The organism is Lactiplantibacillus songbeiensis (assembly GCF_005405125.1).
In the GTDB taxonomy this organism is placed as follows: Bacteria; Bacillota; Bacilli; order Lactobacillales; family Lactobacillaceae; genus Lactiplantibacillus; species Lactiplantibacillus songbeiensis.
In genome coordinates this window covers 1-14,731 of sequence record NZ_BJDL01000042.1, presented here as the reverse complement: position 1 = coordinate 14,731, position 14,731 = coordinate 1, and the positions used below count along the sequence as shown (strand labels likewise).

14 protein-coding genes are annotated in these 14,731 nt (G+C 33.5%); 1 reads left to right on the top strand and 13 read right to left on the bottom strand.

Translation table 11 applies throughout. The annotated features are described in order from the left end of the window. Nucleotides 1-29 precede the first annotated feature (29 nt). A complete protein-coding gene (locus tag FFM77_RS13670; protein WP_137636330.1) occupies nucleotides 30-701 on the bottom strand; it encodes a hypothetical protein in 672 nt (223 codons plus the stop codon). Between the two features lie 213 nt (nucleotides 702-914). Here FFM77_RS13670 and FFM77_RS13665 point away from each other — a divergent pair, with 213 nt between their 5' ends. Next, nucleotides 915-1,871, top strand: coding sequence for an acyltransferase family protein (locus tag FFM77_RS13665; protein ID WP_137636329.1), 957 nt, complete (start codon nucleotides 915-917; stop codon nucleotides 1,869-1,871). Between the two features lie 57 nt (nucleotides 1,872-1,928). Here the strand turns inward: FFM77_RS13665 and FFM77_RS13660 are convergent, their stop codons facing one another. From FFM77_RS13660 to glf, 12 genes are read right to left on the bottom strand one after another with little or no spacing between them, the layout of a single operon-like run. Beyond that, a complete protein-coding gene (locus FFM77_RS13660; protein ID WP_137636328.1) occupies nucleotides 1,929-3,242 on the bottom strand; it encodes a hypothetical protein in 1,314 nt (437 codons plus the stop codon). A 32-nt stretch (nucleotides 3,243-3,274) separates the two neighbouring features. Further along, a complete protein-coding gene (rfbA, locus tag FFM77_RS13655; protein ID WP_137636327.1) occupies nucleotides 3,275-4,144 on the bottom strand; it encodes a glucose-1-phosphate thymidylyltransferase RfbA in 870 nt (289 codons plus the stop codon). Then, complete coding sequence (locus FFM77_RS13650; protein WP_171001649.1) at nucleotides 4,145-5,320, bottom strand: hypothetical protein; 1,176 nt, start codon at nucleotides 5,318-5,320, stop codon at nucleotides 4,145-4,147. Nucleotides 5,321-5,331: 11 nt separating this feature from the next. Continuing rightward, nucleotides 5,332-6,264 (bottom strand): glycosyltransferase family 2 protein, encoded by a 933-nt coding sequence (locus tag FFM77_RS13645; protein WP_171001648.1) that lies wholly within the window; start codon nucleotides 6,262-6,264, stop codon nucleotides 5,332-5,334. Further along, entirely contained in the window at nucleotides 6,261-7,391 is a 1,131-nt protein-coding gene (locus FFM77_RS13640; RefSeq protein ID WP_137636326.1) for a glycosyltransferase, read from the bottom strand. Before FFM77_RS13640 ends, FFM77_RS13645 begins: the two co-directional genes overlap by 4 nt. A 15-nt stretch (nucleotides 7,392-7,406) precedes the next feature. After that, the gene (locus FFM77_RS13635; protein ID WP_137636325.1) at nucleotides 7,407-8,060 is read right to left on the bottom strand and encodes a Wzz/FepE/Etk N-terminal domain-containing protein; all 654 of its coding nucleotides are present in this window, start codon (nucleotides 8,058-8,060) and stop codon (nucleotides 7,407-7,409) included. Nucleotides 8,061-8,082: 22 nt separating this feature from the next. Beyond that, nucleotides 8,083-9,084, bottom strand: coding sequence for an acyltransferase family protein (locus tag FFM77_RS13630; RefSeq protein ID WP_137636324.1), 1,002 nt, complete (start codon nucleotides 9,082-9,084; stop codon nucleotides 8,083-8,085). After that, nucleotides 9,081-9,854, bottom strand: coding sequence for a DUF4422 domain-containing protein (locus tag FFM77_RS13625; RefSeq protein WP_137636323.1), 774 nt, complete (start codon nucleotides 9,852-9,854; stop codon nucleotides 9,081-9,083). The genes FFM77_RS13630 and FFM77_RS13625 overlap by 4 nt, the downstream gene beginning before the upstream one ends. A 41-nt stretch (nucleotides 9,855-9,895) precedes the next feature. Continuing rightward, nucleotides 9,896-11,326, bottom strand: a complete 1,431-nt coding sequence (locus FFM77_RS13620; RefSeq protein WP_137636322.1) for an oligosaccharide flippase family protein — start codon at nucleotides 11,324-11,326, stop codon at nucleotides 9,896-9,898. Between the two features lie 31 nt (nucleotides 11,327-11,357). Further along, nucleotides 11,358-12,413, bottom strand: coding sequence for a glycosyltransferase family 4 protein (locus FFM77_RS13615; protein WP_137636321.1), 1,056 nt, complete (start codon nucleotides 12,411-12,413; stop codon nucleotides 11,358-11,360). Continuing rightward, a complete protein-coding gene (locus FFM77_RS13610) occupies nucleotides 12,410-13,402 on the bottom strand; it encodes a capsular polysaccharide synthesis protein (protein ID WP_137636320.1) in 993 nt (330 codons plus the stop codon). The genes FFM77_RS13615 and FFM77_RS13610 overlap by 4 nt, the downstream gene beginning before the upstream one ends. A 21-nt stretch (nucleotides 13,403-13,423) precedes the next feature. After that, nucleotides 13,424-14,557: a UDP-galactopyranose mutase gene (gene glf / locus FFM77_RS13605; protein ID WP_137636319.1), complete on the bottom strand. Its 1,134-nt coding sequence runs from the start codon at nucleotides 14,555-14,557 to the stop codon at nucleotides 13,424-13,426. Nucleotides 14,558-14,731: the final 174 nt, after the last annotated feature.

The following is a 14,731-nucleotide window of genomic DNA, read 5'->3' as shown; positions in this document are numbered from 1 at the left end:
CCTGAACTAGCTTAGCAACTAGACCACTTCTAAGAATAGATTCTTAGTGTTGCACTTGATTTGACAATTGAGGTAATTTTCACATTTACATTATTCATAAAATTGATGATTGGCCCATTCGTTTGGACTGCAATTACTGGATTTAAATAAAGTGGATCATTTCCCATAGCATGTCCGACAGTATAAAAAACAGTATCCTTTTGCTGAGAATTACCCAATCCATAACCGATAAAAACTGTTAGTACAACAATACCAACCCGTATTGACCAATGAATACGAAATTTAACATTTCGTAATATCATATAACACATAGTTCCAATTGCAGTGATTAACACCAAAATTCCAACAATTAGCCACGGACTTACCATACTTAAGATTTTATTCCATGAACTAATCATTAATAAATCTGAAGGTAAAAAGCCTTCATTTCTTAGTTGCACTTTTTCAAAATTCACAATAGCTATGAGTCCCATAACAATCAGAAATAATGAGCTTGCAAACCAGTAAGAACCCAAAATTGCAATTAAGGATGCAAAAATTGCAACTAAAAATACAACATTCAAAACTTGTACCTTTTTATCATATAAAATATTAATAATTGTTTCAGAAAAAGACGAATTGCTTGAGCGCATTAATATGAAATACGCAATGATAATAATTAAGCAAAAACTAATAATTTTGACTAAACGTTCCCTTTTCAAAATAACATACCTTCCTATGCTTTCTAATGTCTATCGATTCTTGTCCTCCTACAAAAAACAATTTTAATTATACATTAGTTTTAGAATGTTTTATAAAAAGATATTATTTAGCCCATTATTTTTAATTCATTAACTTTACTTTCAAATACAATTGTTAGAAATCCCACTTAATGATATGTTCTAATTGAATTTAACTTAGGAGTGAGTATTCAAATGACAAAAAGAGTAAACTGGGTAGATTCTGCTAGGGGAATTGCAATTATATTAGTAGTTTATGGTCATGCCTTAGAGGGAACTTTTTACAGTGTTGGCATGAATCAGCAGAGTTATGATTGGCAGCATGGTATAATTTATGCTTTTCATATGCCACTTTTTTTCTTAATCTCTGGATTTTTTATTGCTAGTTGGCTAAAACGTCAACCAGCAATAGCCCTTAAACAGAAAGCGGTGGCACTATTAATTCCCTATGTAATTTGGAGTATCATTCAAGGTACTTTCATGATACTCATGAAAAGCAAAAGCGTAGTAAGCCTTGGGTGGAAAGCATTGCTTTACATTCCAATCCGTCCACTGGATCAATTTTGGTTTGTTTACGCATTATTTTTTGCATTTATTCTATACTACTTTATATTTAACTATTTAGGAAAATCAATCACTATATCACTATTTGTTTCATTATTTATAGTAATTGTTTTATCATTCATTCATATTTGGCAATTTTCTAACATTGGCTTAGCCTTATTTTTTATTGCGCTAGGTGCTTTTATACATGAACGAATCGGCTTAAACTACTTTTCAAAAAGTAGTGTTGGCATCATCTCTACACTACTTTTTTTAAGTATATTTTCTATAATTAGTATTTTGAACTACTCGTTAACTCTCAACATTATTATCAAACTTATCTTGGCTGTCTTAGGATCAGTGTCTATCCTTGTATTTTCTAATAAATTTTCAACCAAATTTTTAACAGTTCTAGGAAAATTAAGCCTTGAGATATATGTTGCTCACTGGATATTCCTAGCCGGGAGCCGTTTTATATTAATTCATTTTGGGCTTTCTCAACCTTATCTATTAATCGCTGTTGGTACAATCTGTGGCATCATTTTTCCAATTATACTTTACCAATTATTACTTAATTTACACATTTCCAAATACGTATTTGGTCGGTAAAAAAGCAAACGGTCATCATCTCGATTTCACTCTAAATGATGACAACCGTTTGCTTTTTTATTTTTCATAGACAATTTGTGGAGTTTGAGAAAGCGTTACTTTTTGATTAGCAATTTCCACTTGATGATTAGTCCCAGTGGTCCAACATACATAACGTTTATGTTGACCTGTTTTAATGTATAATAAGACAAAATCCTGATTAAGATACTGGTTTACCCGATACGACAATCGATATCCTTCTAAATTGCTTAATAATTGTGTTATTAATTCCCCACTTTGTTTAGCAGCATAATCTGGTGCATTACCTCGGTACATTCCCCATTGGCCGCTACCGTTTCCTTCATCAACTAAACTATACAATGAAATAATCGGTTGATGTAGCATATCCAATATAAAAATACTTCTAGCTAAATAATTTGCTTGGTCACCTTCAGACCAAATTCCATGATGCGTCTTGCCCATAGAATACCCCATCTCGGTAGTAACTAAAGGAATCTTCTTAACTGCTTCTATATTTTTAGAATTCGTTAGACTCACCAATATATTTCTGGAGTTTAATACAAGCAGATTCTCAGGTGCCCCTTTATTGGGCTCAACGCTGGAAATATAAGGATGGTTGGCAATGGCATCAGCAGTTGAAGCTAGGCCATCATTGAGTGCTAACTTAATCGTATTTTTCGAGTCTGAATAGTTCCCGGCTAAAGCACCACCCAAGAAAATAGAATTGGGATCATTCTTTCGAATAAAATGATATAAATTCTTTTCCATACCTATCCAAGCATGAACCAATTTACGATTATTTCCATCTTCACTTTGATTAAACCAAAATAAGCTATTCGGCTCGTTCCACATCTGCCAAACTATACCATTATCTTTATACCTTATAACTGCATCTTTCATTAAGTTCTCGTACTTTTGAATCACTTTTCCACTATGCGACCTGTATGCAGAAACATCCTTAACATTATCAGCACTAAAAACAATGATTGGTTTTAATTTTTCTTTTCGTACTTGTTTAATCACCCTATCAAATTCAGAATAGTCAAACTTACCAGATTTAATATATTCTTTTTTAAAAACAATAGGTAATACAACGTATCTTAAATCCGACTTTTTTGCAATCTTCAATTGACTTCTAATATACATCCAATTCTGACTAGTATCTTTTTTATACGCATACAACCACACAAATGAACCCACTTTGTCCGTAATAGGGACTTTCGAATTGAGTATTGAACTACGTGCTTCTTCTTGTGTTTGTCTTTCTTCTATTTTTCTATCTTGTTGCTGTCGTTTTTCAAAAATAAAAAAAGCAGTAATGCTCAACATAAACAAAAGGATTAACCACAAAAAAATTCTATGCTTTTTCATGTAAGTTCCTCCAAAGTACATTCAACAAAAAGTTAATTTTCTTGGGCGATATTCATTAGATACTGACCATATTTATTTTTAGATAACGGTTTAGCAAGTTCTTGCAGTTGCTGCGCATCAATGTAATGCATTCTATATGCAACTTCTTCAATACTAGCAATAATTAAATTTTGGCGTTTTTCGACTGTCTGTACGAAACCAGCAGCCTCTTGCAACGACTCATGAGTACCTGTATCAAGCCAAGCAAACCCTCTACCCAGCAACTGAACTGTCAAGCTATGTCGTTCTAAGTAAACATTATTAATATCCGTTATTTCTAGTTCACCACGCTGAGATGGGCGGATATTTTTTGCAATTGAAACAACCGTATTGTCGTAAAAATAGATGCCCGTAATAGCATAATTGCTTTTTGGCTTCTCTGGTTTCTCTTCAATATTCACTACTTCGCGATTTTTATTAAAACTGACAACACCAAAACGTTCAGGATCATTAACTCGGTAACCCAGAACTGTAGCACCTTGCTTTAATCCAGCAGCATTTTGTACCAGCTGTGATAACCCATTACCATAAAAAATATTATCTCCAAGTATTAAACAGACCGAACTATCACCAATGAACTTTTCACCAATTAAAAAAGCTTCTGCTAACCCATTTGGCGCATCTTGTACCGCATATTCCAAATGTATGCCTAATTGCGAGCCATCCCCCAATAAGTCCTTAAAACGTGGCGCATCCTGCGGTGTTGAAATAATTAAAATTTCTTGAATACCTGCCAACATCAAGGTGGATAGCGGGTAATAAATCATCGGCTTATCATATATTGGAATTAACTGTTTCGAAGTTACCATTGTTATCGGATAAAGTCGTGTACCAGAACCACCTGCTAAAATGATACCTTTCATTTAAAGCTCACTCCTTAGTTTGTGTTCCTTTTGAGGTGTTAAATTAGCAAACACCATCATAACTGTAAAATTAATGCCTGGTATAAAGAAGGTTGATTCAATCATTCCAAAAACCATTAGGGTTATTACTAAAATAATAAATTCAATGTTACCTTTAAATAAAGCGTTATTACATAAAATATAGTAATAAATTACAAACATTATTAATATCAACACACCATATTGAATGGCCAAGGTTACATAGATATTGTCCATTACAATAATTCCAGCTGAACGATAATCCTTTACCACTTGAGGGAGCAAAGGAATTCCAAATTGATGAAAATATTGATTTAAAATATTAACTCGATCAGAAGTTACATAATTAATAGTCCGCCATGCAGCACTACCATAATTAAATAACGCTACAGTAATTGTTGAAATCAATGTGAACAAGATAAAAATATATTTTGAATATACTGCCAACCTTAGCGCAAATACCTTAAATTTTTTCAGATGATATTGTGTCGCCCAAGATGCAAGCACATAAAGAATCACAGCAAGCATCGAACCTCTTGAATTAGTTAACACTAATGTCAATACAACAACCAAAGCAATCACTTGATACGACCAACTAGTTAATCGTCCAAAATTCAAGTACACGTATTCAAGAACACAAATCATTATCAAAGCACCGGTAATATTGAACTGACCAAATCCTAATGTATCCCGAACAATTGTAAATAATTTTCCCTCACGCAATCCGGTTCGACTCGGAATCCAACCAATCCGATTTGCAAGAATTATCATCGATAGCAATATCGTTCGTAAATAAAAATCTTTCTTTATGAATCGATTCAGATTAACATTTTTAGCAGCAGCCATAAACATTACACCCATTAACAATACATTTAGTTTTATAATAAAGAACGCATATAAGCCTAAAAGAATGCTAATAGATACTAATACGATTTGATTGAAAGTATACTTATTTGTTACCACAAAAAATGTCAAGCCAATAATAACAAGCAAATTGACACTCAACGTTAATTTGCTTGTATTAAAAAAGGAATTGATACTACTTACACCAAAAAGATAATAACACACTTCATATAAAGCATATAAGCCAAAAAAGATTCTTTCCCGGAGCGTTCCTGAATCTGGTATGACTTTGTTCATGTTCACTTTAGTTGTCAAAAACACTCCTCCTAGCCTTTATCAACTTTAAAAAAAAGCAATACAAAATTTAAGGCCAATGTTCCTGGAATAGTATGCTTTTTAAACCTATATTTTTCTTGCTTCAAAAATTTATTCAAAAGATTTGATGAACTTGCCACATTAAAGAATTGCTGAATTTGTACGCTTGGCCTTATATTAAGCATATTAAAGGCCAATTTAGATTGCATTATTTGCAATTTCACCTGTTCTTTAAAACTAATAATATTTTTCAACTTTTTAATTTTATTAAAAAAGTTAGCGTTAATTCCAACCTGATTATCCCCGTGTTGCCGATATAAAATAGTTGGCTCATCTACAAAGTGGATCTGACCAATTTGCGAGGCAATAATTGCAAACCACCAATCATGCATCACGATTTTAGCACTATCCACAGGCAAAGCTTCCTTTTTTAAAGCATCGTTAATCATGACGGTACAACCAGTTACAATATTATCAAAAACAAGATTATCTTTCGTTAGCCATGTATCAATATCAATACTTTTTAACACTTGACTATTTATAGTACTAAGATTTTGATCAACTAACCTTAAATCTGTAAATGTTAATTGTGGAATACTATTATCCAGATTCATTTGTTGTATTGTTACCGAGATCTTAGTTGGTAACCAAACATCATCTTGATCACAAAACATATAATAGTTTGCCTGTTTATAGCTTAGCAGTTCAAAAAAAGATTGTTTCACGCCAAGGTTAATCTGTTTAGAGGCATTAATCCAAAAAATACGGTTATCTTTTGTTACAAAATCACGAATAATAGATTGAGTCCCATCAACTGAGCCATCGTCCCTAATATAAAGCCGCCAATCACGGTATGATTGCTGTCGTATTGATTCAATTTGACTTTTTAAATACTTCTCTCCATTATAAGTCGACAATAAAATTGCTACTGTTGCTTTAATCATTCTACTCCTCCCTCTAAGTACATCTTATATACATTGCGAGTAGCATCCCTCAAATCAAATCCTTGACTTCGCATTTCATTAACCCGTGATTTTCTTTTAGATATAGATAAGTTATTTGAAATATATTGTGCCCATATCGAATCAGTATCTTCTAGTTTCAAAGGATGTACTAACTCAGGAAGAGAATTTCCCAATGGTATTACTGACGAGGCAAAAACACTTAAACCAGCAGTCTGAGCCTCAATTAATACTGTACTTAATCCTTCATTAAGCGACGGCATTAGCAAGGCGTCCATTGCTTGATAATATGCAGTCACGTTCTGTTTTATACCCAAAAAACAAACTTTATTTTCTATTTCTAATGACTGTACTAGCTTGATCAGGTTTTGTTTCATTGGCCCGTCTCCGATTAGGACTAGATAAGCACCAGAATTAAGCTTTAGAAATTCATTAAAAACCCGAATAACTTTTGTCTGATTTTTTCTCTTATTCAGTATGCCTACACTTCCAAACAAAACATCATTTGTATTAATTCCAAGCTGTTTTCTGATTAGAAGCCGTTGTCTTTCATCATAGCCAAAATCTTCTAACTTTATTCCATTAGAAATGATTTCATACTGATGAGTTTGAATAACTTTTCGCGGAAACATCCACCGTGCCGCTTCTTCTGAAACAGCAATATTTTTCCAAATAAATTTGCTAACTAGCCATTTACCAAAGCCATGTAAAGCTTCTAGAATTTTAAGCACAACCAACTTTCCATCAGATGCAAAGTAGGTATTATGGGAATTCAAAACAATATGCTTTGATCCAAAGCGATGTGCAAATAGAATCGGTAAAAAATTCCATAATGCTGTCTCGTTAAAATGAACAACATCATATCGTTTTGCATATTTTTTAAAAAAAGTATGCGCTTCAAAGATGTGGCTGAAAAGACTCCCATTAGCAGGTGAAATAACATTGAAGTTCCACCCTTTTTGCTCAACCATCTTTTGGCATTCCCGAGACCCAGATACAGATAACACATCAATTTGGATATTTTCACTATTAATCGCACCAATGATATTGAAAATATACCTAGTCATACCACTAGATTTTAGAAAGTCTCCTACGACCAAAACTCTCATAATTGACTACCCCTATTATTTCTCACTTTTAAGTTGACCACGTTTAGACTGTCGTTTGTTTTTTCTCTGCTTGAAATATAGTAATAAACAGACTACGTATGCAAGAACGGCACCAATAATAGCCCCATTCTTAATATAACTTGAATACATTGCTTTACTGACAACGGCTGAAGACGCCTTGGCTTTTGACAGTTGCTTAACAACTAGACGTTTATCTGTTTTCGTATACTTGTTTTTATAGCTTGTGATTATGGCATTAACCACCGCACTAGATTTTTTGGCACTATCAGTAGTTGCAGAAACACTTAAAATAGTGCTAGAGGGTTTTCCAAGTACACTCACACTCTTTTGCATTTTATTCGCTGAATAATCAATACTACTATCTTGTTTAAGAGTAGAGCTGGCAATTCGGTAAATTCCCAAATCACTCATTTCACTTTGAACGGTTCCTAATCGATTGACATCAGTATTCAACTGATCTAAATAACTTCCTCGACTAGTCTTAGTATGATGAATATCTACATTTGCAGCAACTGTATAAGTAGGCGTATATGTTTGGTGCAACCAGGCATAACCAATACCTCCACCAATTATTGCAAACAAGATAATCCATATTAATCGGTACCACAACACTTTAAAAAAAGGTAAAAAAGAAAAATTTGAATTCATAGTTCCTCCATATAATATATATTCACTTAGTTTTTAAGCCTTCGCCAAACGATAGCCGTCCTATTTTTGTTTTTTCGAGTAAATAATACCCAATCAAACACATAGTTAAAGCAATAATACTTATTGTTATTGAAAGCAAAAATAAACTATTTATTTTTAAAACATTTAGCGCAATAATTCGTGAACCAGCAATAGGAATTAGATGCATTACATAAATTGCCATTGAAGCACGTCCTAACCATGCTAATCTCGTAGTTAATTTAGGAAAGTGTTCTAACCATTGTGCGATATACACAATTAATAAAACACCAATAATCACGGTTAGCGCTTTAGTATATGATTCAGCCATATAATTATTAGTCTTCAAAACAGCTAAATTCATAACATTTATTATTATGAATAATAACACTGCTAGCAAAACTTTCTTCTTAGAATATTCTAAAAATTCAAAAACTTGATTCAACTCAAATACTTCAGTTCCGATACAGAAAAAGACAAAATTTAATGAAAATGCATCAAAAATCCAATAATGATAAATAAATGGACGTAGCAGGAAAAAGATAACAGCAATTCCCAATATACCCTGTTCGCCAAACAATCTGACACCAAAATAATAGACGACAAAAGTAACAAATAAAACATATAAAAACCAATATTCAGAAAATGGTGCAACTGGGGATAATAGTATGTTTCGAATTCCCAAACCAGAATTAGTATACTTTTGAGCCAAAGCCATAATACTACCAGTGATTACTGTCCAAATAAAATAAGGAATTACTAACGATGTTATTTTCTGCCTTAAGGCAATCCCGACAGCCCTTTTAACCCAATTTCTAGCAAATATTCCAGACAAAAAGAAAAAGAGTGGCATATGAAATCCGTAGATAATGTTGTAGAGAACTTGTAATATGTTAGTATTTCCCCCTTGATCAGCATTCATAATACCTCCAAGGGCATGTCCATAAACTACTAGCAAGATTCCAATACCTTTGGCTACATCAATCCATTGGATCCGCTTACTCATACTTTTGATGCCCGAAAGCCAACTAGTTTTCTAATTAGAAAACTACTGCCTTTTTTTAGCCAATTCTGCTTTTCCATAAATAGACAATTAACTTCTTTATATGAATATTGATTCTTTTGTAGCCAAACATCCAATAATAATTCACTTACAAAGCCCAAGACTCTCGCCTCATAGGCATCATAATCACGTACATCTATTGTATCATCTAGCTTTTTCAAAACATCAAACATCCAGACACAGTACTCGTCAAAATATGGTTTTTTCATTATAAAAATATTAAACATATGTGCCGAGGTTCGTTTCATAACGGCATCATAAGCTTTTAAATATTGTGGATAATACTTTACAATAATTCTTCGGCACTGATTCAACGGTTCACTATGATGTGCATGGACATAATGTGAATAATTTGATTCAATAAAGTAATGTCGCTTTTTTGGAAGAATAATATCATTATCTTGTAACAATTTTTCTGTCTGTTTCTTAGACAAAACAGTCGAGAAGTCTTTTTTATGATTTAAACTTAATAGTCGCCGATAATGAACTAATCCAATTGCATCAGCTTCTAAATTCTTCCAAGCCCAATATACTGCGGTCAATTCATTGTAAGAACTGTTTTTTGATGAAATATTATTACCATCATTATCTGATTGATAAGGTAAATTTAACTCAGGATGTAGTGCTTTACCAACTTGTACTGGTAAATATAATTCCGTATCCGTCGGCATTTTAGCTTGCTTATGGGCCGCCACCAATATTTTGATTTTCAATGCTTATCTCCTTTAAAACATTCTACTTAAATAAACTAAACTCATTTTTTCTGGAATTTTGCAAAAATTAGATTTTTTCCATCAATAACTAATTGAGGTTGTACAACTAATAGAATTCCGGAGTAAATAAGTCCGCCTTCAACAATTTGCAAGAAAAGATTTGACACTCCGATATTCATCGACGTATTGAGTAAATAGACAAAGACAAACATTGTCACACCGGCAAATAAATATTTACTCAAATCGGTAAACAGATAGCGAATCATCAATTGATGTCTAACACTAAATATCTGGTATGCTGTGACAACCAATTCTGCTGCAACTGTTGCAATTGGTGCACCAATTACACCAAACTTCAATATTAATGGTACATTTAGAACAACATTTACGATTGCACCAAGAACTACTGACTTGGTATATGTTGGAATTTGTTTTGTTGGCATCATATACTGCTGTCCAATAACGTTACTCCAACCGATTAAGATAATAACCGGTGCTTCAATTATTAACAATATCCCAGAAACTGTAAAATCACGTCCAAAATACCACGGAGCTAATGCAGTTGCAATACCAGCAATTCCAAACATTAATGGAATTGCAATAAAAGAAACAAATTCAAAGGATTTGTAAAGGTACTTTCTAATTTCTTCGAGTTTTCCTTTGACATATAGGTTTGCCATATGTGGTAACATAACAACCCCCGTCGCTGTCACTACCGCCAATACCGTTTTGATTAATTTATCAGCATAATCAAAGTAAGCAACCGAACTAACTGAATCAAGATTACCTAGCATAGTCTTATTTACCTGCTGATAAACTAAATTTGCTGCTTGTGGAACAAACAACATCAATGCAGGCACATAATGATGCCAAATTCGTAATTCTTTCAACTGGATCCAAATAATATTGCCTTTCAAATATGGCCAAAGCGTAAAATTCCCTAGTAATTGTGATAAAGCTAAGATTAAGATATATAATCCCAAATCACTTTTACTCTTAACGAAAATAAAAATCGCCGCTAAAGTAGCCAATTTCACAAGTGTATTTCTAAAGACCGTCTTTCTAAAATCTTCCATGCCCATAAAAAACCATGAGACATCAAAGGCTCCTGCCAACAATTGGAAAGATTGAAATAACATAAATAACCGATAACGATGATCTAGTATCAGAAAAACACCAAAAACAAAGAAGGTTATTATCACATTGCTTATCTGTAATAATTCAATTTCCCAAAATATTTTTGAACGTTCCCGTATCTTATCTCGATGAAATGCAACCTGTTGATTACCATATACAGTGATTCCAATCGTTCCAATTAAGACGAAGTAAGTAATGATTGAATTAGTATACGAATAAACTCCGACACCACTAGGACCCAACACCCGCGCAATATAAGGAACTGTTATTAACGGTGTAATTAAAATTAATACTTGATAGCTTGCGTTATACAAATAATTTCGTATGATTTTCATAGTCTAAACCGATAACCCTTCTGGAACTTCACTACAAAATTGCTTTTTCAAAAAGTTGTCCTGAATGTTCAAAGGTCAGCTCAGCAACTTTTTCTAGTCCATTTTGAGCTATTTTTACTCGTAAAGAACTATCCAATAATAATCGTTCGATATTTTTAAATAATGAAACCGGATCATTAATGGGAGAGATTAATGCTGATAAGCCATCAACCCCAAAGTCATCGACTCCACCGTTATCAGTTGAACAAAGCGCCGCGCCACATGCCATCGCCTCGGTCGCGGTTAGTCCCCATCCTTCGGATAAGCTTGGAAAAACATAAATTGCAGATTCATTGTAAATTTGATCACGCAACACACTCCGACTTGGTGTTTTAAAATACTGTGTGTCTTCGGGTAAATTCTCTGGTTCATCAAAAACACCAAATAATTTAATCAATACATTGGGATATTTTGCTTTGATAAGTTCTAATGCCTTAAGCCCATCGCTTGAACCCTTAATCGGATATTCACTGTATAACATTGAAATAATTGGAGATCTCTGTTCAATGGCATTAGTTAAATAAAAATTCTCATGTTCAACGAAATTTGGTACTAGTTCAGCATTCTCACCCAAACTCGTTGCTATATTTTTTAACCATGATGCAATTACAACTTTTTTCAACGGTAGTTTCCAAGTTGCATCAACTCGCTCTTTTCCTCCCCATACTTCATAGTGCTGTATAAAGTAATACTTCAACCCACAACGATTAGGCAAAGTATTAACAAACTCTGCAGTTTCCCAAGCAGTTGCAACTACACGATCTGCATCTCTAACCATCTCTTTAGTAACTCTTCCTTTATTGGTTACCTTAACTTTCGGATCTAATTTAAACCATGGTTTGATAATCCCACAGCTTAATAATAATTGCTTAACAACATATTTGCTTTTTTCTACTAGTGTCGGTGTTTTTTGCGTTGGTAAAAACATTGCATGTATTACTTCGACATCATACCCTTTACTAGACAGATAGTTTGCATATTGATAAACAACCTGAAAGCCTCCGACTGGAAACCTTGAAAAGCCCGGTAAAATAAACGTTATCTTCATAGTCCGTCTCCAACTCCGTAAGCCTTCAAAAAAGTTTGTTCAACTAACAACTTATAATTTGTTTGTCTTTTCGAATTAGCTTGTAACTTTCTTTTATACGATAATTTAAAAAATTGAGTGCTGCTGAATAACAATTTTCTTGTGATCTCATCCGGAAAAGTCGCGTCTAATCGATGGACGAGTTCTTCCTTATTCTGATTACTCAAACTAACGTTTTCAAACATTGACTTGACTACGTCAGATTGTCTCCAAGCTAATTCTATAACATAATCAATTAAAAGATAATCAATCAAACTTTCTTCAGTAGAGTTATACGCAATAAGAACCGAGCGCATATACTCAAATAGTGGATTGTGCGGACTACCACCAAAAACATAAGTTGTCCATCTTAAATGTGCTACACTGATATAAAAAAGCGGATTCTTTTGGTCTTGTGCATTTGCAATCGTAAAAAATGGAACTTCAAATACTTCTTCAGGTATAGTTCTTGTAACTAACACAGTAGCATCCATCCATAGTCCACCATATTGTGATAACAAACAAGCTCTAATAATATCACTATACTGTGCCAATGTTATATTTTTATTCAATACTCTTTTTTTTATAATTGAAGGCACATCAATATACGTATCAATGTTCAATTTTGTAATTAAAACTACTTCATGCCCATTCGCATTTGCCTTAATACTCCGATATGTTTCCCTCACTATAGGTGGCATACTAGATTCACCTTGATACCAAAAGACCCAGATTCTTCGATTCTCATCTTGCTTTTCTAACGGATAATGGGCTTCATCTAACACAACTTCATTGTATTTTTCACTTAAATATGTCAAAACAATATTATCTTTTTTCAAATAATCTTTAGCCGGCATCTTATACGCTGTATACCTAGTTAAGGTCTCTTTAAAGTGTAAAATCGCTAAACTAATAGAAAAATACCGTGTATCACTATAAAATTTTTTTGCGATTTTCTTTATTTTATTCAAGTAAGCACCTCAATACTTTTACTACATTTCAATATCGTTTGTAAACTCTACACCCACTGCCACTAATGCTGCATGAATAACCTGATGCATATCATAATACCGATACTGACCTAAACGACCACCAAAAATAACATTACCTTCTTGCTTAGCTAATTCCGCATACCGTTTATACAAAGAGTTATTACGCGAATTGTTAACCGGATAATAAGGTTCGTCCCCACGCTTCCATTCTGCCGGATATTCTTTAGTAATGATAGTTTTATCTTTATCACCTTTGCCGAACTCAAAATGTTTGTGCTCAATAATCCGCGTAAATGGTGTCTCAGCATCGGTATAATTAATAACCGCATTACCTTGATAATTATCAACGTCTAACTCTTCAGTTTCAAAACGAAGTGACCGGTATTCCAATTCACCTAATTGGTAATTAAAGTATTGGTCAATCATTCCGGTAAAAATAATCTTAGGATAATCCTTGAGGTATTGATCTTTATTGGCAAAGAAGTCCACACCAGTTTCAACATCAATTTCTGGATGATTTAGCATTTTCTCTACAATTTGTGTATAACCACCAATTGGAATCCCTTGATAAGTATCGTTAAAGTAATTGTTGTCAAAAGTATAGCGCACTGGTAACCGACGAATAATAAACGCTGGTAGGTCAGTAGCTTTTTGTCCCCATTGCTTTTCGGTATAGCCCTTAATTAGCTTTTCATACACATCAGTACCAATCAACGAAATCGCTTGCTCTTCAAGATTTTTAGGTTCACCATTTAACTTAGCTGCATCCTTTTGTGCCTGAATCTTAGCCTGGGCTTCTGCTGGTGTCCGTACACCCCAAAGTTCACTAAAAGTATTCATGTTAAATGGCAAGTTATACATCTGACCTTTATAATTAGCCACGGGACTATTTGTATAACGATTAAATTCAGTAAATTGATTCACATAATCCCACACTTCTTTATCAGAAGTATGGAAAATATGCGCACCATATTGATGTACTTGAATCCCATCGACTTCTTTAGTGTAGATATTACCTGCAATATGATTACGCTTTTCAATCACTTTAACCCGTTTACCACGTAAAGCCGCTTCATGTGCAAATACAGCCCCAAACAACCCTGCCCCAACAACTAAATAGTCATATTTACTCAATTAAAATTCCTCCACAAATAAAGTGTCATCATGTCATTATATCAAAAATAGTTTAAGAAAAAAGTTTTGCCAGTGAATTCATTGTATCTCGTTAAACACCCGGATTTAAAATTGAAGTGCAACACCCGGTAAGGTACACAAAAAGGTCATGGAGACCTATACTTTAATCACCAC

Excerpts from the sequence above, each read along its gene's own strand:
- FFM77_RS13640 (WP_137636326.1), bottom strand. The coding sequence starts at position 7,391 with ATGAGAGTTTTGGTCGTAGGAGACTTTCTAAAATCTAGTGGTATGACT.
- FFM77_RS13660 (WP_137636328.1), bottom strand. The coding sequence starts at position 3,242 with ATGAAAAAGCATAGAATTTTTTTGTGGTTAATCCTTTTGTTTATGTTG.
- FFM77_RS13615 (WP_137636321.1), bottom strand. The coding sequence starts at position 12,413 with ATGAAGATAACGTTTATTTTACCGGGCTTTTCAAGGTTTCCAGTCGGA.
- FFM77_RS13630 (WP_137636324.1), bottom strand. The coding sequence starts at position 9,084 with ATGAGTAAGCGGATCCAATGGATTGATGTAGCCAAAGGTATTGGAATC.
- FFM77_RS13635 (WP_137636325.1), bottom strand. The coding sequence starts at position 8,060 with ATGAATTCAAATTTTTCTTTTTTACCTTTTTTTAAAGTGTTGTGGTAC.
- FFM77_RS13620 (WP_137636322.1), bottom strand. The coding sequence starts at position 11,326 with ATGAAAATCATACGAAATTATTTGTATAACGCAAGCTATCAAGTATTA.
- rfbA (WP_137636327.1), bottom strand. The coding sequence starts at position 4,144 with ATGAAAGGTATCATTTTAGCAGGTGGTTCTGGTACACGACTTTATCCG.
- FFM77_RS13645 (WP_171001648.1), bottom strand. The coding sequence starts at position 6,264 with ATGATTAAAGCAACAGTAGCAATTTTATTGTCGACTTATAATGGAGAG.
- FFM77_RS13665 (WP_137636329.1), top strand. The coding sequence starts at position 915 with ATGACAAAAAGAGTAAACTGGGTAGATTCTGCTAGGGGAATTGCAATT.